The 23,122-nt window shown below is 60.8% G+C and carries 25 protein-coding genes and 1 pseudogene; 12 read left to right on the forward strand and 14 right to left on the reverse strand.

Annotation, left to right across the window (positions count from 1 at the left end):
* Positions 1–13: 13 nt before the first annotated feature.
* Positions 14–1,174, forward strand: coding sequence for an ABC transporter substrate-binding protein (locus OEG81_RS05770; RefSeq protein WP_264131752.1), 1,161 nt, complete (start codon positions 14–16; stop codon positions 1,172–1,174).
* Positions 1,175–1,217: 43 nt separating this feature from the next.
* Here OEG81_RS05770 and OEG81_RS05775 read toward each other — a convergent pair whose 3' ends face one another.
* On the reverse strand, positions 1,218–2,087 hold the full coding sequence (locus OEG81_RS05775; RefSeq protein ID WP_264131753.1) for an alpha/beta hydrolase: 870 nt from the start codon (positions 2,085–2,087) through the stop codon (positions 1,218–1,220).
* A gap of 129 nt (positions 2,088–2,216) precedes the next feature.
* On the opposite strand from OEG81_RS05775, the gene OEG81_RS05780 reads away from it, so the two are divergent.
* Both OEG81_RS05780 and OEG81_RS05785 read left to right on the forward strand, forming a co-directional pair.
* A complete protein-coding gene (locus OEG81_RS05780; RefSeq protein WP_264131754.1) occupies positions 2,217–3,347 on the forward strand; it encodes a cupin domain-containing protein in 1,131 nt (376 codons plus the stop codon).
* Positions 3,348–3,441: 94 nt separating this feature from the next.
* Positions 3,442–4,392 (forward strand): LysR family transcriptional regulator, encoded by a 951-nt coding sequence (locus OEG81_RS05785; protein ID WP_264131755.1) that lies wholly within the window; start codon positions 3,442–3,444, stop codon positions 4,390–4,392.
* Here OEG81_RS05785 and OEG81_RS05790 read toward each other — a convergent pair.
* From OEG81_RS05790 to OEG81_RS05800, 3 genes are all read right to left on the reverse strand, one after another.
* Complete coding sequence (locus OEG81_RS05790) at positions 4,365–4,610, reverse strand: hypothetical protein (protein WP_264131756.1); 246 nt, start codon at positions 4,608–4,610, stop codon at positions 4,365–4,367. The two genes, OEG81_RS05785 and OEG81_RS05790, sit on opposite strands and share 28 nt — an antisense overlap.
* Positions 4,611–4,680: 70 nt before the next feature.
* Positions 4,681–4,983, reverse strand: coding sequence for an addiction module antidote protein (locus OEG81_RS05795; protein ID WP_264131757.1), 303 nt, complete (start codon positions 4,981–4,983; stop codon positions 4,681–4,683).
* A 12-nt stretch (positions 4,984–4,995) separates the two neighbouring features.
* On the reverse strand, positions 4,996–5,286 hold the full coding sequence (locus OEG81_RS05800) for a type II toxin-antitoxin system RelE/ParE family toxin (RefSeq protein ID WP_264131758.1): 291 nt from the start codon (positions 5,284–5,286) through the stop codon (positions 4,996–4,998).
* A 151-nt stretch (positions 5,287–5,437) separates the two neighbouring features.
* On the opposite strand from OEG81_RS05800, the pseudogene OEG81_RS05805 reads away from it, so the two are divergent.
* Together OEG81_RS05805 and OEG81_RS05810 are read left to right on the forward strand one after the other, a co-directional pair.
* Positions 5,438–5,740: pseudogene (locus OEG81_RS05805) on the forward strand (transposase); the annotation flags it as partial.
* A gap of 506 nt (positions 5,741–6,246) precedes the next feature.
* Positions 6,247–6,939, forward strand: coding sequence for an HAD family hydrolase (locus OEG81_RS05810; RefSeq protein ID WP_264131759.1), 693 nt, complete (start codon positions 6,247–6,249; stop codon positions 6,937–6,939).
* A 97-nt stretch (positions 6,940–7,036) separates the two neighbouring features.
* On the opposite strand, the gene OEG81_RS05815 is transcribed toward OEG81_RS05810, so the two are convergent.
* On the reverse strand, positions 7,037–7,849 hold the full coding sequence (locus OEG81_RS05815; RefSeq protein WP_264131760.1) for an arylamine N-acetyltransferase family protein: 813 nt from the start codon (positions 7,847–7,849) through the stop codon (positions 7,037–7,039).
* A 326-nt stretch (positions 7,850–8,175) separates the two neighbouring features.
* On the opposite strand from OEG81_RS05815, the gene OEG81_RS05820 reads away from it, so the two are divergent.
* Together OEG81_RS05820 and kdsA are read left to right on the forward strand one after the other, a co-directional pair.
* Complete coding sequence (locus OEG81_RS05820; RefSeq protein ID WP_264131761.1) at positions 8,176–9,837, forward strand: CTP synthase; 1,662 nt, start codon at positions 8,176–8,178, stop codon at positions 9,835–9,837.
* Positions 9,838–9,839: 2 nt separating this feature from the next.
* A complete protein-coding gene (gene kdsA / locus OEG81_RS05825; RefSeq protein WP_264131762.1) occupies positions 9,840–10,682 on the forward strand; it encodes a 3-deoxy-8-phosphooctulonate synthase in 843 nt (280 codons plus the stop codon).
* 88 nt (positions 10,683–10,770) lie between these two features.
* Here the strand turns inward: kdsA and OEG81_RS05830 are convergent, their stop codons facing one another.
* The 4 genes from OEG81_RS05830 to OEG81_RS05845 form a co-directional block, all read right to left on the reverse strand.
* The gene (locus OEG81_RS05830) at positions 10,771–11,184 is read right to left on the reverse strand and encodes a RidA family protein (RefSeq protein WP_264131763.1); all 414 of its coding nucleotides are present in this window, start codon (positions 11,182–11,184) and stop codon (positions 10,771–10,773) included.
* A 52-nt stretch (positions 11,185–11,236) separates the two neighbouring features.
* Positions 11,237–12,238 (reverse strand): Bug family tripartite tricarboxylate transporter substrate binding protein, encoded by a 1,002-nt coding sequence (locus tag OEG81_RS05835; RefSeq protein WP_264131764.1) that lies wholly within the window; start codon positions 12,236–12,238, stop codon positions 11,237–11,239.
* Positions 12,235–13,113 (reverse strand): alpha/beta hydrolase, encoded by an 879-nt coding sequence (locus OEG81_RS05840; protein WP_264131765.1) that lies wholly within the window; start codon positions 13,111–13,113, stop codon positions 12,235–12,237. The genes OEG81_RS05835 and OEG81_RS05840 overlap by 4 nt, the downstream gene beginning before the upstream one ends.
* Before the next feature lie 74 nt (positions 13,114–13,187).
* Entirely contained in the window at positions 13,188–13,820 is a 633-nt protein-coding gene (locus OEG81_RS05845; RefSeq protein ID WP_264131766.1) for a transcriptional regulator, read from the reverse strand.
* Between the two features lie 156 nt (positions 13,821–13,976).
* On the opposite strand from OEG81_RS05845, the gene OEG81_RS05850 reads away from it, so the two are divergent.
* From OEG81_RS05850 to ftsB, 5 genes are all read left to right on the forward strand, one after another.
* On the forward strand, positions 13,977–14,261 hold the full coding sequence (locus OEG81_RS05850) for a DUF1330 domain-containing protein (protein WP_264131767.1): 285 nt from the start codon (positions 13,977–13,979) through the stop codon (positions 14,259–14,261).
* Positions 14,262–14,423: 162 nt separating this feature from the next.
* Complete coding sequence (locus tag OEG81_RS05855) at positions 14,424–16,040, forward strand: MDR family MFS transporter (RefSeq protein ID WP_264131768.1); 1,617 nt, start codon at positions 14,424–14,426, stop codon at positions 16,038–16,040.
* On the forward strand, positions 16,033–16,458 hold the full coding sequence (locus OEG81_RS05860) for a MarR family winged helix-turn-helix transcriptional regulator (protein WP_264131769.1): 426 nt from the start codon (positions 16,033–16,035) through the stop codon (positions 16,456–16,458). Before OEG81_RS05855 ends, OEG81_RS05860 begins: the two co-directional genes overlap by 8 nt.
* 153 nt (positions 16,459–16,611) lie before the next feature.
* The gene (eno, locus tag OEG81_RS05865) at positions 16,612–17,898 is read left to right on the forward strand and encodes a phosphopyruvate hydratase (RefSeq protein ID WP_264131770.1); all 1,287 of its coding nucleotides are present in this window, start codon (positions 16,612–16,614) and stop codon (positions 17,896–17,898) included.
* A gap of 42 nt (positions 17,899–17,940) precedes the next feature.
* Entirely contained in the window at positions 17,941–18,267 is a 327-nt protein-coding gene (gene ftsB / locus OEG81_RS05870; protein WP_264131771.1) for a cell division protein FtsB, read from the forward strand.
* A 45-nt stretch (positions 18,268–18,312) separates the two neighbouring features.
* Here ftsB and OEG81_RS05875 read toward each other — a convergent pair whose 3' ends face one another.
* From OEG81_RS05875 to OEG81_RS05895, 5 genes are all read right to left on the reverse strand, one after another.
* Positions 18,313–19,314 (reverse strand): TadE/TadG family type IV pilus assembly protein, encoded by a 1,002-nt coding sequence (locus tag OEG81_RS05875; protein ID WP_264131772.1) that lies wholly within the window; start codon positions 19,312–19,314, stop codon positions 18,313–18,315.
* Between the two features lie 47 nt (positions 19,315–19,361).
* Positions 19,362–20,285, reverse strand: coding sequence for an Hsp33 family molecular chaperone HslO (locus OEG81_RS05880; protein WP_264131773.1), 924 nt, complete (start codon positions 20,283–20,285; stop codon positions 19,362–19,364).
* A gap of 59 nt (positions 20,286–20,344) precedes the next feature.
* The gene (locus OEG81_RS05885) at positions 20,345–22,018 is read right to left on the reverse strand and encodes an acyl-CoA synthetase (protein WP_264131774.1); all 1,674 of its coding nucleotides are present in this window, start codon (positions 22,016–22,018) and stop codon (positions 20,345–20,347) included.
* A 131-nt stretch (positions 22,019–22,149) separates the two neighbouring features.
* A complete protein-coding gene (locus OEG81_RS05890; protein WP_264131775.1) occupies positions 22,150–22,662 on the reverse strand; it encodes an RDD family protein in 513 nt (170 codons plus the stop codon).
* Positions 22,663–22,845: 183 nt separating this feature from the next.
* The gene (locus OEG81_RS05895) at positions 22,846–23,076 is read right to left on the reverse strand and encodes a hypothetical protein (RefSeq protein WP_264131776.1); all 231 of its coding nucleotides are present in this window, start codon (positions 23,074–23,076) and stop codon (positions 22,846–22,848) included.
* Between the last annotated feature and the right edge of the window lie 46 nt (positions 23,077–23,122).

The raw sequence follows: 23,122 nt of genomic DNA on the forward strand, positions 1-23,122 counted from the left end.
TGGAGGAGATTTTATGAAGTTGACACGTAAATGGGTCGTTGCTGGCCTGACATCGCTGCTGATGGGAACATCCGCCTTTGCCGCGGATCCCGGGGTAAGCAAGAGTGAAATCCATATCGGATCCTTTCTGCCATTGCAAGGCGGTTTGTCGGCCGGTGCAAATCAGTATAAGGATGGCCTCGATGCCTATTTGAAATGGGTAAACAAGAACGGCGGCGTCAACGGCCGCAAGATTCGCATTTCGTTTGAGAACGACAACTACAACCCGCAGCAGGCCGTGTCGGCCGCCAAGAAACTTGTTGACCGTGACGGCGTTTTTGCGATTGTCGGCACGCTTGGCACTACCAACAACCTGGCCGCTATTCCGTATCTTGCCTCGCGTGGCGTCCCTCTTATCGGTCCCTTGGGCAGCCATCCCAGCATCAACACGCCTACCGAGCGGATCGTGTTCCCAATTTCCCCGCTGGGTACGGCGCACGGCCGATCATTGACGGAATTTGCGCAGAAGGACCTGGGCGCTAAAACGGTTGCGGTGTTTTACCAGGATGATCAGTACGGCAAGGAACTGATGCAGGGCGTGGAAAAATATGCCCGCGAGAACGGCATGGAAGTGGTGGGCCGGGCATCGTACGTGCCGTCGGACGTCGACTTCAGCGCTCAGGTGATGTCGCTGCGCGCGACGAATCCCGATGTGGTCTTTATGGCCGTGGTTCCCAAGCCCGGTGCGCTGTTCCTGCGTGAAGCGCAAAAGATCGGTTGGGATTCAAAGTTCCTGGCCCCGCACCTGATGGCCGATGACATCAGCCTGAAGCTGGGGGGTGACGCGCTTGAAGGTCTCTATGTAAACCTCTATGCGGCGCACCGATCCATGGATACACAGGTTGTGAAGGATGCAGTGGCCGCCATGGAAGAGTTTGCTCCCAAGACAGCACCGGATTACTGGGCTTTCATGGGTATGTCGGGTGCGCATCTATTCGTCGAGGCGCTTAAACGCATCGATGGCGAACCGACACGTGAAAAGCTGATGGACGCGCTTGAAACGCTGGGCGACTATGACTCGGGTGTGATTCCGCCCGTCATGTACACCGCCAAAGGTCACGCCGGCCCAACCAAGTTCGGCTTTGCCCAGGTCCAGAAGGGGCAGATCAAGGTGCTGAAGCACTGGGCCGACTAAGCCAGGCCATATCGGGCCGGGTTATATGTTCCCGGTCCGATTATCAAGCAGGCGTAGCGCTGGTCAGTCGCGTCACCAGGAAGTGGGTCGCATCGTCGAGCCGCTCACCCTGAAGCTCGATATGAGGGCCAGGGTATGCAACCAGACGCTTGTCGAGCGAGCCAATTTCATCAAAGAGCTCCGCAGTGCCGGTACGGTCGAAGAACTCGTCGTCCCATTGTTGGGTGAACCACACCTTGCAACGAATACGCCGGGCGTGATCGATGAGATGATCGCTGGCGGGGTAGGTCGTGCTCCAAAGGCCGATCACCGCCGCTTGGATTCGAGGATCATCCGCAAGCAATGGAATGCCGTACGCCGTTCCCATGGAGACCCCGATATAGCCCACTGGAAGTCCCTGAAAATTTTTGTCTTCCAGCAAGGTGTCGAGGGCGGCTGAAAAATCCTTCGCTATTTCCGTATGGCCTATACCCGCACGCCAGGCGTGACGGAAGCTTTGCTTGGCCACTGCCGGATCCAGGTTGCCGTCGTCCCGTCTGTCGCCATGAACTGGGCCATCAATGGCAAGGACGGCAATGCCTTTTGGCCGCAGTGCCTCGACTATGGCGAGGATGGCTGGAGAAGCCTTGTGACCGCTGCCGCCATGACAGGCAAGCACGACGGCTTTGCAACCGCCTTCCGGTTCCCATAGCAGGGTGGGTATAACGGTGCCGTCGCGGCTAACGTCAAGTGTTCTAGAGTTGTGTTCCATTCGATATGACATATTGAAATTCTGTGTGGGAAGCAGATAGACAAAATTGAGTGTAGGCCAGGATAGCACCGGGATTCGGCAATCTTCATAGGCCTCGGACGATGCCGGTATCGCGCGGCGGCTATGGCAGAGCGAGGCAGCGATCTTTATCATCGAAAGCATGCCGTGGCCTGGAGCCCCTGGCATTAGATTGCCGCAAATTCGCCGTTGGCCCGTCGCGGCTTATACACCTGATTGAAAACAAGTTAACCGAGAGACTCCCGTATGACACAAGCGAAACCCATTCCCAGCATGAGCGCGGAAGCCATGCAGTCGTATACATCGTTTGCGCCGAACTACAGGGCGCCTGGCGACGCGGCGGCGATGGTACACCAGGATGCGGTACTGGCATTCTGGAACATGAAGCTGATACCGATGCTCAGCAATGCGTCGACGGGCGGCCGTTTTTCCGGGGCGGCGCTTGCCTGCCCCGTGCGTTCCTGCATAGGCATGGCCGAGCTTGCCGGCGCGGCAGTAAGCAATCCCTATCGCAATCCCGATGCCATCGAAAATATAGTCTGTATCGAGGGCTCGATTGCCGTGGAATTCGGCGACGGCTACGGCGAACATATCGAACTTGAGCGTTTCGACATGCTGTCGCTGCCGGCCAATGTGCGGCACCGGTTTCGCAATCTGGGCGGCGTGACCGCGAAGTTCATTCTTGCCCTCAATGCAGGACCCGATAGCGCCTATCCTGCGGTTTTCGATGCGGCTTCGGTGTCTGGCCAGGCCTCTGAACGTGCATTGTCGGCGTTGAGCATCACTGCGGACAACGACACAGGCGCCACGGTAAATGTCGCAGACCTAGAGTCCCGCCTTACGCGATTCAAGAAGCTCGTTCCTTATAAAAAGGGACTCAGCAAATCAATCGGCATCCCCCCTGAGGCCACCGAGATGCTGTCCGCAGGTTCGGTATTTCCGTTGATAGTGCCTGAAGGCCACGTCGGCCGTTCACAAACTGCTCCGATGTTTGGCTATGGCGGCCTCTATATCTCCATCGCCGAGTGCCTGGCAGGTGACGACGGCCCTCCACCCCACGCGCATTCGGATACGCAAGAGAACTTCTTTGTCCTGGATGGCAGTTGGGACATCACGACTGGCTTTGACAATGAGTATTCCGTTTCAGCCAAGCCCGGCGACCTGTTTGCGATTCCCCCTCATGTGATGCGTGCCTTTCAAAACACATCGTCCGACAAAGCCCGCCTGCTGGTATTGATACAAGGGCCGGAGCGCATGAACGACCATGTCTCTTACAGCGCGTCGCTGGGTAAGGTCGTGGAAGAGCGGTTTGGCACGGACACCATAGAAGCCTACAAGAAGATCAAGATGTCATTCGATGCCGAAGAGCGCTTGAAGGCGGCGGTGCAGGCCGCCGGAGGCTGACGTTGTACAGACGAGCGTTTGCCTGTCTGGTGCAGGCGCTTGAAAGCTGGGTGGGGTGCTAAGATCTGGAGATTCTTGACTGACGTCTATTTGCATGGCTCTTAATCTGCGCACCAGCCTTCAACTGTTGGCTTACCTTGATGTATTGATTACGGAAAAGCAAGTCACCCGTGCCGCCGAGAAAATGGGAATAGGGCAGCCGGCGATGTCGGGGGCCCTGACGCGTCTGCGAGAGCTATTCAACGATCCGATTCTGGTCAAGACCAGCCTTGGAATGGAGCCCACCGCCCGCGCCGTGGAACTGAACAAGCGGGTCAATGAAGCCCTTCGTCTGATCGAAGAAGCTGTTTCCCCGGAAGGCAGTTTTGACCCCGCGGCGGCCAGCATGACCTTCAAGGTCATGGCTTCGGAAGGCGTTGCGCAGCTTTTCCTGCCCGCCATCATGAAGACAGTGCGCGAACAGGCGCCGGAAGTCCGGTTTGGGGTGGCGGCGGGTGATATCCGCCACATGCACGATGTCTTGCGGGATGGCGAGTACGACCTTGTGCTGGGTTATGTGCGGCATCCCCCACTGAATCTCTACCGGCTGCTGGTGTATCCGCAACGGCTGGTTTGCATAGCGGCCAGTGACAATCCCAAGATCGGAAGCAAGTTTTTGCTCGATGATTTCGTCGCATTGCCACATGTCGTATGGGGTATGAGCCCGGTTCCGTTTCCCACCATCGAAGTGCTTGTCGATGAGATTCTTGCGCAACGGGACTTGTCTCGTAATGTAGTTTTGCGCGTGCCGAATGTGTCGATGTCCGCTACAGTGGTGGCGGCCACGGATATGATTGCCGTTGTGCCGGAACGAGTGGCCATGGAGGCCGCGGAAAGTGATGGCTTACGGATATTGCCGCTTCCGTTTCCAGTCGACAGCATCGACATCAGCATGTACTGGCACGAGCGCTGCCATCGGGACCCGGCGCATATATGGTTGCGTAACGTTATTCGTAGGGCGGGCGAGGCGCTGCGTAGTCAGACGAATACATCTTCGATGCGCTGAGCATCCAGTACCTGTATGGCCCAGCGATTCAGGGTGGCCTCATCCGCTTCGGCCAGGCGGACTTGTGCCCAATCGGGAGTGGCGCCGAATTTTCGGGTGAGTTGTGCGGCTAGGATTTTGATGCTGGCTTCCCCCCTGCCTTCTTCCCGTCCGATTTGGATACCTTGCTCGCGTTCGCGCTTTAATCGCACGCGTTCGACACTAGTGACATAGGTCATTTGCGTTTCCTCTTCAAGTTGACTGATGGCCTGTTCGAAAGTCTCTGCCCTAGTCGATTTTCAGTGGAGGTCAAGCGTGAGTAGCGGCTTCAGGGTGCAGCTTGATACCGAGCGCGTGCATGACCTTCAGGATGGTGCCGAAGCTCGGGTTGCCCTCGCCGGACAGTGCCTTGTAAAGGCTTTCGCGCCCCAGACCCGTATCCTTTGCAAGTTGCGTCATGCCTTTGGCTCGGGCAATGTCGCCGAGAGCCGCCGCGATGAAGGCGGCATCGTCACCCGCTTCATCCATGCAGGCTTGCAGGTACATCACCATATCTTCCTCGGTCTTGAGGTATTCGATGATATCCCACTTGCGTAGTTTGATGGTTCCCATGACGTACTCGCTTTACAGTTGTTGCACCAGATTCAGTGCAGTCTTGATGTCCTGACTCTGCGTGGATTTATCGCCACCGGCGAGCAAGATCACAATTTCCAGGCCACGCTGTACAAAATACACGCGGTAGCCCGGCCCGTAGTGAATTCGCATCTCCGAGACGCCTTCGCCCACAGGCTCACAGTCGCCGAAGTTGCCAAACTCAGCGCGGCGTATCCTTGCTTGGATTCGCTTCTGAGCCATCCTATCGCGTAACCCGACGAACCAATCATCGAACGTATCGGTGGTGTGGATCGTTTTCATCAGCTCAATTGTATAAAATGGGATACATTAAATCAAGGAAGGTTGATGGCCAGGGTGGAGGGCGCCCAGGTTGAACACGAGGTTAGGACTTTGGCTTGCGTGAGCCTATCCGTAATTTTGTGGGTGAGGCATATCATAGGGGTTAAAAACCATGGATATGCCAATGAAGAAGAAGCGTACCGTTGCCGCTCAGGCGGCCGCTCGTGGGCCGTTGCCTGATCTGCCCAAGGAACTGCTCGATGAGCTGGTCAAAGGTCCGATGACGCCCAATGAAGTCCAGGATTTGATGCTGGCGTTCAACAAGGCGATCATCGAACGGGCCATGGGTGCGGAGATGAACATGCATCTGGGCTATAGGCCCGGTGAAGCCAAGCCACCTGAGCAAGCCAATGAGCGCAACGGAGCCAGCGGCAAGACGATCATTACGGATCGCGGGCCCGTGCGTGTGGATTTGGCTATATCGGTGCTCCACCGAGCTCCTTTGTCAATGTCTTCTGACGATACGTAGGGCGTAATTTCTTGGATCACGGAGGGCAGCCAGTCTCGAAATACCAAAGCTACTTTGTGGCTCTTTTGGCCAGACCAACTCAAAAATACCTTCATCCTCGCTTTCCCTTTTTGTTAATTAACGGATGCCGTAATGTAGAGCCAATATTTAGCGACGACGGTGGAAGATGGCATGCGAGGTGCTTAAAAGTTGCTTGTAATCTTGCTTTGAAGTCGAATTTATTTGCCACAAACGCGCCAGGCTCTCTGGTATGGCAGACCCTAAATCCAGTAGGCTTTTGGTCGTTTTTAGTTACAAACAGTATAGCCTGAGTGATAGTTAACTGCCCCATCCGTTGAATGGCAGCTCTGAAGCCCTCTTCCGGATGGCTGCTCTGACTCGCATGCCGACATAGATGCTAGACTTCTTTCGGCCACTACCCATACTGCGCCGCAGCGTTCTAAACTATCAACATGACAGACTTCCCATTCGACGCAGTCCTCTTCGACTGCGACGGTGTCCTCGTAGACTCCGAACCCATCACCAATCGCGTCCTGACCCAAATGCTCAACGAGCTGAGCTGGCCCATCACCCTTGAAGAGTGCATGCGCATCTTCACCGGCAAAGCTGTCAGGGATGAATCCTCTTTGATCGAAGCCCGTACCGGGTTCCGCATCGACGACAACTGGACCAAGCAATTCCGTCAGCGCCGCAACGAAGCACTGGACCGGGATCTGGTCGAGATTCCCGGCGCACCTGAAGTCGTGCGCGCCTTACATGAGATATTGGATGGCCGCATTGCCGTTGCCTCGGGCGCCGATATAAAGAAAGTCGAGCTGCAGCTGACCAAAGTGGGCATTGCCGATTGCTTCACAGGCCGGGTCTTCAGCGGCCAGGACTTGCCGCGCAGCAAGCCGTTTCCCGACGTCTACCTGACCGCCGCCCAAGCCTTGGGTGTGGCGCCGTCTCGCTGCGCCGTGGTAGAAGACACCGTTACGGGCGCGACCGCCGGCGTCGCGGCGGGGGCGACTGTATTCGGCTATAGCCCCGACGCCTCGGGCCATAGCGGCGCGGAAGCGCTGCGCGCTGTGGGTGTGGCACAAGTCTTTACTAACATGGCCGACCTACCCAAGCTGCTGGCCGAATGGTCGCCAGCCGTCGTCTAGGCAAAGCTGTCCTGAAGGAACTGGCGGCGGCGTAGGCCCGCCGCCGGCTGTTGCCGACGCACGCATTACCAGCTATAGCAATCAATAGGGCAGGGCGCTACGCGGCCAGCATCGTTGCAAGCCTGTCATTCAAATTGGGTATCCCCGATGTCGATATCCGGAACTCATCCTCCAGCACGTGGATAATTTCCGTCACCGAATCAAGCACCTTCTTTTCGACCCGGCCATCCAGGTGATAGAACGAATGCTGCCTGTTGAGCAAAGCATGTCGGCCGTTCGGCGCGGGGAGGGCCGCAATCAGGTTATTGACGAAATGGGAGCTTGGATGAGTCGATGTATACCAGTTGAACACTTCGTAATCCGGCGGGTACTGATGCACCAGATCGAAGATATACAGATCCTGCCATTCGTCCCTGGTCTTGGTTTGCAGGCAGTAGGCGTCATCCCTGGCTAGCAGGCGATACGGCCCATGCGGGGTGTCCTGGACGATGTCTGTCGCGAAACGAATGGGAGCCGTCAGGGTCAGGCCGCCGAATCCGGTATCGGCAATGAACGTTTCGCCTTCCACATCGACAAGCAGCAGCATATGGCTGCGTGGGGTAAGGACGCCGTCCTCGGCGTTCAGGCGGACACGCGCGGCAAGTCCCTCCACGGTGAATCCCATTTCCCGCAATACATGCTGGAATACGGAATTGTGCTCATAGCAGTAGCCTCCGCGCTTTTGCCTTGTGAACTTGTCCATCAATGCATCGATGTCCAGGCTGACCGGCGTGCCGGTAAAGGGGGACAGGGCTTCGAAGGGGATGGCCTGGGTATGCTTGACGTGTAGTTCGTGCAATGCCTGCCAGGTCGCTTCGCGTTGTCCCTGGTATTGGATATGTTCCAGGTAGGCGGAAATATCAGTATCCATTCGTATGCTCTCACTAATTGAAAACCTTCTATAACCAGTGTAAAACCTCAAGTCAGCTTTAGATCAAGGGTTGCGGAATGCGCGCAGGCCCGTAGGGCCAACAGCCCCATCAAATTGTGCGCATAAATTGCGAAAGCCCAAATGGACAAGACTTGAGCACCTATAGGCCGGCTTCTAGTCGCAGGCTTCGCCGGCCGGTGTCGATCAGCAACACCGCCCAAACCAAAACAAGAATATTCCCTCCCGCCCGCCAACAAGCCGGCTCGTCCCGGCTATAATCCAAATTTCCTGCTCCTGCCCGGTAGCCCCGGGCATGTATATTTACAATGACCAAATACGTATTTGTAACGGGAGGCGTCGTTTCCTCCCTGGGCAAGGGCATTGCCGCTGCTTCGCTTGCCGCCATCCTTGAATCCCGAGGGCTGCGCGTCACCCTCCTGAAGCTCGATCCCTACATCAACGTCGACCCGGGCACCATGAGCCCCTTCCAGCATGGGGAAGTCTTCGTGACCGAAGACGGGGCCGAGACGGATCTGGATCTTGGCCATTACGAGCGCTTCATTTCCACGCGCATGCGCAAGGTCAACAACTTCACGACGGGGCAGATCTATGAATCGGTGCTGCGCAAGGAGCGCCGCGGCGATTACTTGGGCAAGACCGTGCAGGTCATTCCCCACATCACCAACGAAATTCAGGATTTCGTGGCGCGCGGCGCCAAGTCTGCCTGGAACGGCGAAACCGATGTGGCCATCGTCGAGATCGGCGGCACGGTGGGCGATATCGAGTCGCTGCCTTTCCTGGAAGCGGCCCGGCAAATGAGCCTGCGCCTGGGGCGCAACAATGCGGCTTTCGTGCACCTGACGCTGGTGCCCTTCATTGCCTCGGCGGGCGAGCTCAAGACCAAGCCTACGCAGCATTCGGTCCAGAAGCTACGCGAAATCGGCATCTATCCGAACGCCTTGCTGTGCCGTGCCGACCGTCCGATTCCGGACGAGGAGCGGGCCAAGATTTCCCTGTTCTCGAATGTGCCGCTGGATGCCGTCATTTCCGTGTGGGATGCGGACTCCATCTACAAGATTCCGGCCATGCTGCACAAGCAGGGCCTGGACAATCTGGTGTGCGATGCGCTGGCCCTGACGCCGCCGCCAGCCGACCTGACCGTATGGGATCGCCTGGTGGATGCCATCGAGAATCCCCAGCACCAGGTGCGCATCGGCATGGTGGGCAAGTATGTCGACCTGACCGAGTCGTACAAATCGCTTAGCGAAGCCTTGGTGCATGCGGGCATACACACCAATTCGAAGGTGTCGATCGAATATCTGGATTCCGAGCAGATCGAGGCTGAAGGCACCGATTGCCTGAAGGGCCTGGATGCCATCCTGGTGCCGGGCGGCTTCGGCAAGCGCGGCACGGAAGGCAAGATAGCGGCCATCCGCTATGCGCGCGAAAACGGCGTGCCTTATCTGGGCATTTGCCTGGGCATGCAGCTTGCGGTGGTGGAATTTGCCCGCCACGTGGCCGGCCTGGGCGGCGCCAACAGCACGGAATTCGACCCGTCCGCGCCGCATCCGGTGGTTGCGCTGATCACCGAGTGGCAGGACCGCGAAGGCAAGATCGAGAAGCGCGACCATACGTCGGACCTGGGCGGGACGATGCGAAAGGGCGCGCAGCGCTGCCCCGTCAAGCCGGACACGCGCGCCAGCAAGATCTACGGCAATGAGGTGAACGAGCGCCACCGCCACCGCTACGAGGTGAACAACGTGTACGTGTCGCGCCTGGAAGATGCCGGCCTGGTGATCAGCGCGCGCACGCCCACTGAGAACCTGCCCGAGATCATGGAGCTGCCCGAGCACCCCTGGTTCATGGGCGTGCAATTCCACCCCGAGTTCACGTCCACGCCGCGCGACGGACACCCTCTGTTCTCCAGCTACATACGCGCCGCCATCGATTACCAGGCAACGCGCAAGGACGCCACGAGTAAGGAATAGCCATGCAATTATGCGGATTCGAAGCCGGCCTGACCCAGCCTTTTTTCCTGATCGCGGGGCCTTGCGTCATCGAGTCGCGCCAGATGGCCTTCGATACGGCGGGCATCCTGAAGGAAATGACCGGCAAGCTGGGCATCCCCTTCATCTATAAAAGCTCGTTCGACAAGGCCAACCGCAGTTCCGACAAGTCCTATCGCGGCCCGGGCCAGGATGAGGGCTTGCAGATACTGGCCGACGTCCGCGCACAGTTGAATGTGCCCGTGCTGACCGACGTGCATACGACCGAGCAGGTCGCCGAGGTGGCGGCCGTGGTCGACGTCTTGCAGACGCCGGCTTTCCTGTGCCGTCAGACCGACTTCATTCATGCCTGCGCGGCCACGCTGAAGCCCGTCAATATCAAGAAGGGCCAGTTCCTGGCGCCTCACGACATGGCGCAGGTGGTGGCCAAGGCGCGGGCGGCGGCCATCGCTGCCGGTGGCGACGGGCACAACATCATGGTGTGCGAGCGCGGCGCGTCTTTCGGTTACAACAACCTGGTTTCGGACATGCGTTCGCTGGCCATCATGCGGGAAACCAATTGCCCGGTGGTGTTCGACGCCACGCATTCGGTGCAGTTGCCGGGCGGGCAGGGCAGCAGCTCGGGCGGTCAACGGGAATTCGTTCCCATCTTGGCGCGCGCCGCCGTTGCGGTGGGTATTGCCGGCCTGTTCATGGAAACCCATCCCAATCCCGATCAGGCCCTGTCCGACGGCCCCAATGCCGTGCCGCTGCAACAGATGGCGGCATTGCTGGAGTCGCTGCTGGCCCTCGATCGCGTGGTCAAGGCGAAGCCGGAAGCGCTGTAGCGCTTCCGCGCGTTTCTTTATCATTGGAAAGACAGGCAGCCCGCAAGGGGCTGCCCGGCACAGGCCGACACGGGTGCCGGCCAGGCCGCTATTTTTCTGTAGCGGCCAGCGCCACCGCCTCCACTTCCAATTCCAGATCGTAATGCAGCGCCGCAACGCCCGCGATGATGCGGGCCGGCCGGTGTTCGCCCAGCCACTGGGCATAGTATTGATTGAAGCGGGGCCAGTTCCCCATATCGGTCAGGTAGATGCGAACCTGGACCAGGTCCTGGGGGGTCAGCCCGACCGCGTGCAGGCAGGCTTGCAGATTGGCCAGTACCTGCTGCGCCTGGGCTTCGAAGGGCTGGCCCGTCATGGGCTTGCCGGCCGCATCCATGGGAAGTTGGCCCGAAATGTGAGCCAGTCCCGCGGCGGTGCAAACATGTGAGTAGTGGCCCCCGGGGGCGGGGATGGCCGTGCTGTTGACGGTGTGGATGCGGCGGTTGTCGGTGCTGTGATTCATGTAACTCTTGAGTGAAGGATGAGGGCCGGGATCGCCGGCCCTCAAACAAAGGCTAGTCCAGGCTGATTCCCGAGCTTTTTATCACACCATCGAAAAGGTTGTAATTTGCATCGATCATGGACGTGAAGTCCTGCGCCGTTCCGGGCAGGGGTTCGATGCCCATGCCGTTCAGGCGTTTTACCGTGTCTTCGTCGGCCAGCACCGCATTCAGCTCCGCATTGAGCTTGTCGACGACGGCCTGCGGGGTCCTGGGCGGGGCCATCAGGCCCACCCACGAACTGACGTTGAAGTCGGCGACGCCGTTTTCCTGGAAGGTTTCGACCTTGGGATAGAAGGGCGAACGCTTGGCGGTGGGCACGGCAATGGCCTTCAACTGACCCATGTTGATGTAGCCCTGCACTGAAGCGGCGGAAACGAAGGCCAGCGGAATGTGGCCGGCCACCACGTCGTTGACGGCCGGTGCGCCGCCCTTGTAGGGCACATGGACCAGCTTGGCGCCGGTCTTTTGCGTCAGGAGTTCGCCCGCGATGTGCACGATGCTGGCCGTGCCCGAGGTGCCGTAGGACAGGCCTTCGGGCGTTTTCCTGGACAGTTCGATGACTTCCTTCAGGGTGTTCGCCTGCACGCTGGGGTGGGCCACCAGAATGATGGTGGAGTTGCCTATGTTGCCGACCGGCGTCAGGTTTTTGGTGGGATGGAAGCTGCCCATGCTTTTCATGACATGCGGATTGATGACCAGGCTGCCGTCCAGCGCCAGCATCAGCGTGTAGCCATCGGGCGCGGCATTCATGACGGCGTTGGTGCCGATATTGCCGGAGGCGCCGGGCCGGTTCTCGGCAACCACCTGGGCACCCAGTCGCTTGGACAGGTTCTCGGCGATGATGCGGCCGCTGGTGTCGGTGACGCCGCCGGGCGCGAATGGAATGATCAGGCGTATGCTCTTGCCCGGCTGGGGAAATGCGTCATTCGCGCTGGCGGGGTTCAGGAAGGCCGCGCCCATCAGAGCGGTGGCGAACACCTTGGCGGCAAGAAGTCGTACTGGGCTGTTTCTCATTTTTGATAGACACCGTTGGTTGTGGGGAAATCAGTGGGGCGCAACGCCATGCCGGCGGCAAGCCGGCTGAGCCAGCCGCAGGGCGACTCGAAATGGGTCATGATGGAATAGTGATCGTCGTCGAGCAGTTCGCCGTACAGGCAATCGTGCCCTTGCCGCTTGCACAGCTGCGCGAAATCGCGGCTTTGCGCCACCCAGGCCGGCGGTTCGGCCGAGCCGGCCACCATGGCCAGGCGGCGGGAGCCTTGGGGCGGATGCCGCAGCGGGCTCAGCCCGTCGACCGCTTCCGGGCGCAAGCGTATCTGCTCGTTCACGGAGATGTGCAGCACCGGCTCCAGTTCGTAGATGCCGCTGATCAGCAGCGCGGCGTCGGGCCCGTCCCGATAGGCGGAATCGGACAGCGCGGCCGCAATCAGGTGGGCGCCGGCCGAGTGCCCGGATGCGGTCAGGTTCGCCGCCTGGCAGGAGAAGGCGCCAGCGTTGGCGCGTATCCAGGAGAAGCCGCGCCTGACCTGCTCGACGATGTCGCCCACCTCGACGTCCGGGCAGAGGTCGTAGTTCATGACGATGGTCGAGATCCCGTGAGGCGCCAGCGCATCGGCCACGAAACTGTAGTCCGATTTGTCGCGGGCGCGCCAATAGCCGCCGTGCAGGAAGACATGAAGTGGCGCGTTCGGGTCGGCCACGGGAAAGATGTCCAGCGTGGCAAGCCGGGATTCCCCGTAAGGCACGTCCAGGCGGCAGGCCTTGCGCTGCGACCACCGCTCGCGCGTGGCCCGGCTCAGTGCCGAGGCCCGCTCGGCGTAGCGTTCGACTTCCGCCGCGGCTATCGAGACCCGCGGATTGAATTGCTGTTCGATGTCTGTTCGTGTCATGGCGCTAAGGGCTAGGTTGGTTGGCAAGAGAGGGAAGCAGTGGCTGGAAGGGGCGCGTTGCTCGGGTCCAGTGTTTATTTGGCGTCGCCGTAGACGGTTGCCCGCGAGACGCCCAGATGCTGGGCGACCACGGCGGCGGCATTCCTGATCTCCAGAAAACCCTCTTCCTTGAGCGTGCGGACCAGGACTTTCCTGTCCTTCTTGCTCAGGGCGCGCGGCGTGGTCGCCAGCGAGGCCGAGAATTCGTCGATCTTGGCGCGCAGCATGGCGGCATTGCCGGGATCCAGGGTGTCCCGGGCCCCCGTCTGGGTGGTGGAGACGAATTTTTCAAGGAAGACGGAAAGGCTCTGGAACATGCTGATGTCGATGTTCAGGCAAAGCGCCGCCACATAGCGCCCGTTGGCATCCTTGATGCCGATGGACGAGCTCTTGGCCTGCCTGCCGTCCGAGAACTGATTCGGATAGCCGGCCAGGACTTGCGGGTATTCGTCGTCGAGAATGCGGGCCAGGCCCAATTCGGTCGCGGGATCGCCGACCTGGCGGCCTGAAAGATTGTTCTTGATGCAGGCGATGGCGTGCTTGGGATCGGTCAGGTCGTGCACGACCACTTCGCAGAACGGTTCGAAGGTGGCGCCTATGCCCTCTGCGATTTTTTCCAGCTGGCTGAGCAGATGGGCCTGTGCGGCGGTGTCTTGAATCTTATCCATTTGTACAGATTATCTAAATTTGTACTAATCGTCAATTGATTCCGGGCTGGCTAGTGAAAACCCTGAAGACGCCCGGCCTGGCAAGGCCGGGGCAGCGGATTCTTTCTTGTATAGTGACTCTTTACCGCCTTCGCACCATACAGAAAGAGTCTTGCCATGACTGCCTACGTGATCGCCAATGTCTTTGTGACCCATCCCGAGAAATACGAGGAGTACCGCCGCTTTTCCACGCTGGCCATGCGTGCGCACGATGTGAAGGTGCTGGTGCGGGGCGGGAAGACGGAAACGTTGGAGGGGCGCGACCCGGGGCGGACGGTGGTATTGCAGTTTCCCAATATGGCGGCCGCGCGTGCCTTCTACAACTCGGCGCAATACCGCCGCGCCCGCAACGCCCGCGAACGCGCGGCCGTCATGAATATGTACATCGTTGAAGGCGCTTGAGGCTTCGATGTCGGTGCAATCTTCCTTGGACGCGCGGCTGAATGCGCGTTGCTCCTCGCCTCGAAACGGATAGCCCGTTTTGCGCGCCCTTGATTGACGCGAAAGCGAAACGCTTGCTAAAATCATTGACTTATCAATGATTGATCTATCCAAGGCTTGAGCATGGCAGCCACTTCCGCCCCATCTTCCACCGAAACCGGCCGCGTATTGTCAGTGCGCCAGTCGCTGCTGGCCATGCTGGGACTGTGCTTCGTCACCATGATGGTCGCCGTCGACCAGACGGTCGTGGGAACGGCGTTGCCCACCATCGTGGCCGAGCTCAACGGCTTCGAACTCTATGCCTGGGTGGCCACGGCCTATCTGCTGACCTCGGTCATCACCATTCCCATCTTCGGCCGCCTGGGCGACTACTACGGCCGCAAGCCCTTCGTCGTGGCATCCATCGTCGTCTTCATGCTGGCGTCGGCTTTATGCGGCATGGCCGACACCATGCTGCAACTGGCGCTGGCGCGCGCCTTGCAGGGCATAGGCGGGGGCATGCTGATCGGCACGGCGTTCGCCTGTGTGCCGGACCTGTTTCCGGATTCGCACGTGCGCCTGCGCTGGCAGGTGCTGCTGAGCGCGGCGTTCGGCATCGCCAATGCCTTCGGCCCCTCGCTGGGCGGCTTCCTGACCCAATACACCGGCTGGCGCTCGGTGTTCTTCGTGAACCTGCCCATAGGCATCATCAGCCTGTATTTCGTCTGGCGCTTCTTGCCTCATATACGGCAGGTGCAGTCGAAGGATATCCGCCTGGACTGGCAGGGGGCCCTGCTCATCGCCCTGGGCCTGGGCAGCCTGCAATTGTTCGTTGAGCTCCTGCCGGCGCACGGAGCCAGCCTGTCCATGGTCCTGCTGGGCATGTCGTCCCTGATCGTGTTCGCCGCGCTGCTGTACTGGGAGAGGCGGTGCCCGCAGCCCTTGCTGCCCCTGGACATGTTCCGCAACAAGAGCCTGGCCACGCTGTTCTGCCTCTCGCTGCTTGTGGGTTTCATCATGTTTGCCCTGCTGTTCTACATACCGCTGCTGCTGCAGGGCGGATTCGGCATGACGCCGCAGCAGGTGGGCCTGCTGATCACGCCCCTGGTGGTATGCATCACGCTGGGCAGCGTCACCAACGCGCGCATCATTGTCCGGCTGTCCAGACCTAACCATATGCTTTACGCCGGCTTCATCCTGCTGATCCTGGCCTGCGCGGGCATGACCCTGATGCAGCAGTCCACGCCCAAGCCGCTGGTCGTCGGCTATATGATCCTGGCCGGCCTGGGCCTGGGCTTCGTCATGCCCAACCTGACCGTATTCGCCCAGGAAACGGCGGGGCGTTCGCTGCTGGGAATTTCCACCGCCATGCTGCAATCGGTGCGCATGATAGGCGGCATGCTGGGCACCACCATCGTCGGCACCCTGGTCACGAACTACTATGTGGGCGGTGTGCGCGAGGCGGTGCCGCAAGGCGGGGGCACATCATGGCTGGGCATGCTGGAGGATCCGCAGGTGCTGGTCAACCATTCCATACAAAGCGACTTCATGGCCCATCTGCAGCGCCAGGGCCTGTTGGGAGACTCCTTCATCGAACTGGCGCGCGCGGCGCTGGTGTCTGCCGTGCATCACGGCCTGGCGACGGCCTTGCTGGTGGCGGTGATCGCGCTGGCATGGGTCTATCGCCTGCCGCTGGTCCGCCTGACGCGCACGGCGGGAGCCGCCCGCGCGACTGGGCGGGAGGACGCATCCCATGGCTGACATTCCGCAGTTGCAGGCCATACAGCAGTTGGGCCGCACCTATCGAGCTCTCATGTCGGCGTTTGAAGCCGATATCGGGCACTCCATGCCCCGGTGGCGCATATTGCTGGCCTTGCACCGCTCCGGAGAGTGCTCGCAGAAGCAGCTTGCGCGCGAACTGCCCATGGACCCGGCGGCGCTGACACGCCAGATAAAGGCCATAGAAGGCATGGGGTGGATAGAGCGCCATGCCGATCCGGCCGACAACCGCCTGACCAATGTCGCGCTCACGGCCAGCGGTCGCGAGATTGTCCAGGCCACGCTGCCCCGTCGCACGGCCTTCATCGAGAACGTGTTCGAGGACCTCTCCGCCGCGCAGCTGGACCAGTTGAGCGATCTGCTGCATACCCTCGAAGAGCGCCTGCGGCGGGGACCATAAAATTTCCCATCATTTAAACTTGATGTAACCCGCCCGCGCGCGGCCCCGGGGTACAATCGGGCGTTTGCGCTTGTTCCAACCGGATTCAGCTCTCGCAAGCGCCTTGGCCAGCCCTTTCAGCGTAACCTTATATTCAAGCAGGACAGTCAAATCATGAGTGCAATCGTAGATATCATTGGTCGTGAAATTCTCGACTCACGCGGCAATCCCACCGTCGAATGCGACGTTTTGCTGGAATCGGGCGCAATGGGGCGCGCCGCCGTGCCCTCGGGCGCCTCCACCGGTTCGCGGGAAGCCATCGAGCTGCGCGACGGCGACGAAAAACGCTATCTGGGCAAAGGCGTGCTGCGCGCCGTCGAGAATCTGAACACCGAAATATCCGAAGCGCTCATGGGCCTGGACGCCCAGGAACAGACCTTCGTCGATCGCAGCCTGATCGACCTGGACGGAACCGAATCCAAAAGCCGTTTGGGCGCGAACGCGATGCTGGCGGCCAGCATGGCCGTGGCGCGCGCGGCGGCCGACGACTCCGGCCTGTCGCTGTACCGCTATTTCGGCGGTAGCGGCCCCATGCAGATGCCGGTGCCCATGATGAACGTCATCAACGGCGGCGCACACGCCAACAATACGCTGGACTTGCAGGAATTCATGATCCTGCCTATAGGCGCCACCAGCTTCCGTGAATCGCTGCGCATGGGCGCCGAAGTCTTCCATGCGCTGAAGAAACTGATCAACAAGCAGGGCATGTCCACCGCCGTGGGCGACGAGGGCGGTTTCGCGCCCAATGTGGCCAACCACGAGGCCGCCATCCAGCTGATACTGCAAGCCATTTCCGAAGCCGGCTACGAGGCGGGCTCGCAGATCGCGCTGGGCCTGGATTGCGCCAGTTCCGAGTTCTACCGCGACGGCAAATACCATCTGGCCGGCGAAGGCGGCGTTTCCCTGACGTCCCAGGATTTTTCCAATCTGCTGGCCACCTGGTGCGATAAATACCCCATCATTTCCATCGAAGACGGCATGGCCGAGAACGACTGGGAGGGCTGGAAGCTGCTGTCCGATCAACTGGGCAAGCGTGTTCAGCTGGTGGGCGACGATCTGTTCGTCACCAACACCAAGATCCTCAAGCAGGGCATAGACCAGGGGATCGCCAATTCCATTCTCATCAAGATCAACCAGATCGGCACCCTGACCGAAACCTTCGCCGCCATCGAGATGGCCAAGCGCGCCGGCTACACGGCCGTCATCTCGCATCGTTCGGGCGAAACCGAAGACTCCACCATCGCCGACATCGCGGTGGCCACGAACGCCATGCAGATCAAGACCGGTTCGCTGTCGCGCTCCGACCGCATGGCCAAGTACAACCAATTGCTCCGCATCGAAGAAGAGCTGGCCGAAGTGGCTTCCTATCCCGGCCGCGACGCTTTCTACAACCTGCGCTAATCGGCAGCCCGGCCAAGGCCGGGCTGTTTTTTCGACCGATACATGCGACTCCTGTTCATTATCCTGGCATTGCTGACCGTCATTACCCAATATCCCTTGTGGTGGGGGAAGGGCGGTTGGCTGCGCGTCCAGGAACTGCAAAGAAAAGTCGCCAGCCAGCAGGAAACCAACGATGCCTTGCTGGCGCGCAACAATGCCCTGCAGGCCGAGGTTCAGGACCTGAAGTCGGGCAAGGCCGCCATCGAGGAACGCGCCCGAGCCGAACTGGGCATGATCAAGCAGGGCGAGGTCTATGTGCAGATACTGGCGCCTCACGAGCGCGAGCCGCAGATGAAGACTCCTGCCGTACCGCAACGAAAAGGCAATTAGCTCAGCGCGCCGCACAGCGCGCCGCACAGCGCGGCCCGGGTCCGTTCAAGCGGGCGCGCAGCACAGCACGACCCCACAGGCTGGATCGTCCGGCGAGACGGCCAGATGTTCGCTGCCCGGCGGAGGGTCGGTGGCGGCGGGCCAGGGCGTCGGGTCGCCGGCCTGCGCGGTGCCGCCCGGGTCGGGAGGCGCTGGAGCGGGGTTCGGCGGACTGGAGTCGGCATGAGAGGCGGGGCTTTCCGGCACGCCGCATTGGCTGCCGATGCAGCCGGGCCATGCGGATGATGGCCCGGGTGCTGTGCTTGGCCCCCTGACGATTTTCCCACCCGCGGGCAAAGGCCACTCGACCGGATGCGATTGCATGCCCAGCGCCATTTCGCGTACCAGCGGCAGATAGCCGTGCGCCAGCGCATGCTGCCGGTATGACCCGTTTTCCTGGCCCAGCAGGCGGATCAGGCGCTTGATTCCGGGCAACACGGGTTCATGCAGATAGCTGAGCCGCAGCACCAGGGTGTTTGCCTGGAAGATCGATGCGCCAGATGCTGGACCCAGGCCCCCCGCCCAACCCTGTTCGCGCCGTTTCTGGTTCTGCTCGTGCTGGTAATCATTATTGATGGCCGCCAGCGCGCCTTTGCCCGGCGCCGATGCGGTGGCATCGGCGAAGTCGCGAAAGGCCTCGGGTGTGGGAGAAAGGACTTCGATCTGCCATGGCGCCCGTCCGGTCAGCGCGGTCCGGCGATGCAGGGCGTTCTGCAATTTTTGCCGGCTGGCCTGGCGGGAAGGCCCCGGAAACATCGGCAGCAGGGCCTGTTCGAAGGCCTGTATCATGACGTCGGGATGGGCATGGCCGACGATGCCCGCGCGGCCGGCCTCGAGCAGCGCCAGGCTGGCCGCCTGCCGTGCAAAGAGCCAGGCGGCGATGTCGACGCTGCCCAGGCCCAGCAGCAGTATGGGCAGCGCCACGGCGGAGAATTCAATCAGGCTGGCGCCGGACTGACGGGGCTGGCCATCGCCGTGGGCTGGTAGAAGAGCGCGCTTGGGGGACATGGACGCAATGTATCCATGTCCCGGCGGGGCGTCGATTGTGGCTAGTGTTAATGGACGGAATCGTCCTCGTCGTACGAGGTTCCCAGGTTGTCGACGAACAGGCCGGCGCAATCGACGGCATCGAAGCGATAGGGCTTGCCGCAGAAATTGCAGACAATGTCGACATGCTCGTGTTCGCTCAGGATGTCCTCGATTTCCTGGCGTCCCAGCCCGCGCAGCATGCCGGCGACGCGCTCGCGCGTGCAGGGGCAATGCCAGCGGACTTCTTGCGCTTCAAGGGCTATCAGGTTCTCTTCCCAGAACAGGCGATGGATCAGGGTGTCGGTGTCCAGCTCAAGCAATTCATCGCGCTTGAGCGTGGCGGCAAGATGGCCCACCCTTTCCCAGGTTTCGTCGGGCGAGTGCCCGGTGGAGGCTTGCGTTCCGCCCTGGCTGGGCAGGCGCTGCAGCAGCAGGCCGGCCGCAAGGGTCGAATCGGCCGCCAGCCACAGCCGCGTATCCAGCTGTTCGGAATTGCGCATATACGATTCGAGCACTTGCGCCACCGATTCGCCCTCCAGCGGGACGACGCCCTGGTAGGGCTGCATGCCGGTGGTCTCGCGGCCGGGGTCCAGCACCACGATGAAGCGCCCGTTGCCGCCGGCGTTCAGCAAGGTCTGCAGCGTGCCGTCGGCCGGCACTTCGTGGCCCTCGCGCAGGCTGACCGTGGCGCGTACCGAGAGGTCGGTGTTGCACTCCACCACGATCAGGGCAACGGGCCCGTCGCCCTGCAGTTGCAGGACCAGCGAACCATCGAATTTGATGTTGGAGGCCAGCAATATGGACGCGGCGAGCAGTTCGCCCAGAAGGCGCTGGACGCAGTCGGGATAGGATTGGTGGGCAAGGCCGGTTTGCCAGGCTTCGGACAGCCCGACTGCCTGGATCCGCGCGCTGTGATCGGGCAGCAGGTACTTCTTGAATTGGTCTTTCATAGGCTGATTTTAGCCCATATCGCCCTGCCGCCATGGGGCCGGACGGTTGCGGAGCCAGGCTATTTGCCCGACTTTTCGGCCGCGGCGATGCGCTGCTGTTCGCGCGCGCGCAGGACGTGACGGCGGATCTTGCCCGTGCTGGTCAGCGGCAGGCGGTCGACGAACTCCACTTCGCGAGGCATCTGGTAGGGGGCGAGGCGCTGCCTGACGTATTCCTGCAGCTCGGCCTGCAAGGCGTCGCTGTCATGCTGGCGAACCTCGGGCTTCAGGACGACATAGGCCTTGACCAGGGCGCCCCGGGTGCCGTCCGGCTTGGGTACCACGGCCGCATTGGCGACCGCCGCATGGCGCAGCAGGCAATCTTCGATCTCGCCCGGTCCGATGCGGTAGCCCGAACTTTTGAATACGTCGTCGCTGCGGCCCGCGTACCAGTAATAGCCGTCCTTGTCGACGGAGGCCAGGTCGCCCGTCAGGCACCAGTCCCCCAGGAACTTGGCCTGGGTGGCGGCATCGTTGCGCCAGTAGCCAAGAAACAGGACGGGATCGGGATGGCCGTGGATGTCGTAGCGGTTCAGGGCGATCTCGCCCACGGTGTCCACGGGGCAGGGCTTGCCTTGCGCATCGACCACGGCGACCTGATGGCCCGGGTAGGGCTTGCCTATGCTGCCGGGCTTGGCCATCCATTTGCGGTGGCTGTTGCCCACCAGGTAATTCATTTCGGTCTGCCCGAACATTTCGTTGGGCGTGACGCCCAGCGCCTGCTGGGACCACTCGAAGGCGACCTGGCCCACGCTTTCGCCGGCGGCCATCATGGCCCGCAGCGCCAGCTGATAGTGTTCGCGCGGCTGCGGCACTTCCTGCATCATCAGCTTGAGCGCGGTGGGAAACAGAAAGGTATTGGTGACCTGGTAGCGCTCCATGATTTCGAAGGCGCGGGCCGGCGAGAACCGTCCCAGCGTGCCCACGATGGCATGCCCGAAATACAGGGTGGGCAGCAGCGCATCCATCAGGCCGCCTGTCCAGGTCCAGTCGGCGGGGCTCCAGAAGATGTCGCCCTTTTGCGGAAACCAGTTTTGCGAGGCCACGAAGCCGGGCAGGTTGCCGATGAGCGCGCTATGGGGCAGCAGCGCGCCTTTGGGGGCTCCGGTGGTTCCCGAGGTGTACAGCAGCAATGCCGGGCTGCCGGATTTGGTGGGCACTGGCCGGAATTCCGCGGCCTGGCGCGCCAGCAGCGAGCGCCAGGGAATGGTGGCTTCGTGCGGGAAGTCGACCCCGATGATCTGCGTGAGCGCGGGGCATTGCGATTGGGCGCGCAGCAATTCGGGCCCCGTCGAGGCATCGACCACGGCCACGCGCGCCTCGGCGTCTTTCAGGCGCACCGCCAGGCTGTCGGCGCCGAACAGCGGGGAAAGCGGCAGGGCGATGGCGCCCACGCTGAAGGCCGCCATGTATGCGGCCACGGTTTCGGGGCGTTGCCCCATGACGACGGCGACGCGATCCCCCGGCATGACGCCCATCTTGATCAGGCCGCCCGCCAGCTGGTTGGTGGCCTCGGCCAGCCGCGAATAGGTCCAGACCTCGCGCTGCCCAAGCTCGTTTTCGTGGAAAATGGCGATGCGCCGGCCTTCGACGGGGTTTTCCGCCCAGCGGTGGACGCACGCTTGCGCGATGTTGAATTGAGAAGGGACAAACCACTGGTAAGACGGGTACAGCTCCGAGTATTGGTCGTTCATTGTCTTTTGGATTCAACAGGGCGTGACTAGGGCGCAAGCTCCTTTTACCCCGAAGCATGAACGACAAGCCGGTTCTGTGCAATCCCTACGTTTCAGAAAGCGAATGACATTAGGGTTTCCACTGTGAAATGCTATGGCTTTTGAACATCCACCAGACGGGTGCCCAGCAGGCGGTCATGCAGGAACTGGCCGTCCCTGTCGAACCAGGTCCAGATGAACAGGGTGAAGGGCGCGAAGACGATGAACAGGTCGGTGGAGCTGTAGCCCGTGGCGCGCGAGGCCGCCAGCACCAGCAAGGCGGCCAGCAATGGTATGGGCCAGAGCAGCAGGTAGCGCAAGAACAGCCTGCCCGCCGAAGGGCCGGCGCCGTCTCCATCCACCAGCCGGATATTCCAGGTTTTCATGGGCAGTGTCTGGCCGCGCTTGCGCCAGCACATGATGAAATACACGCCGATGGCGATGAACAGGACGGCCTGCCGGCCATGCCTGAGCATCAGTGCATTCCGGCTTTGCGTGAGCGTGTCGAACAGATAGCCGGCCAGGAAGACCACGCCGAAAAGCAGCACGCCCTCGTACATCATGCAGGCGAAGCGTCGCCAGCGGCTGGGCGTCGACGGAAGGGATAAGGCGGGGATTTGGTGCATTGCGGTAAGAGCCGGTGGAAACGATGGCCGCTATTATCCCGCATTACGGACGGGCCATGTAAAACGCCCCAAAACAAAAACACCCCAAAATACTGGAATTCCAGCTTCTTGGGGTGCGTTGCGGCAAGCCTGTGCAGCCTGGCGCGGCTTTTGCCGCGCTTGCAGGCGCAGCGGCGGCGCGACTTAGCCGGCGGAGTGAACCGGGGCGGCGGCTTGCGGCTGGGGCTTGGCGCCCTGGGTCGCGGCAGACAGCTTGGCGAACAATTTCTTGAGTGCGGCGCCCGGCTTGAAGCGATACTGCTCTTCAATAGCGCGCATCATCAATTGACGTTCGAGTTCGTCGGTTAAACGGGTGTCTTTGCCTATGTTGATCATAGCTTGGCCTCTTTGCATGAAATTGAACGTTTCGTTCAAGGGTTAACCCTATTATAGGGGTTAACCCTAGGAAAAGGCAAGCCAT

This window comes from Pollutimonas sp. M17, assembly GCF_025836975.1.
GTDB lineage: Bacteria > Pseudomonadota > Gammaproteobacteria > Burkholderiales > Burkholderiaceae_B.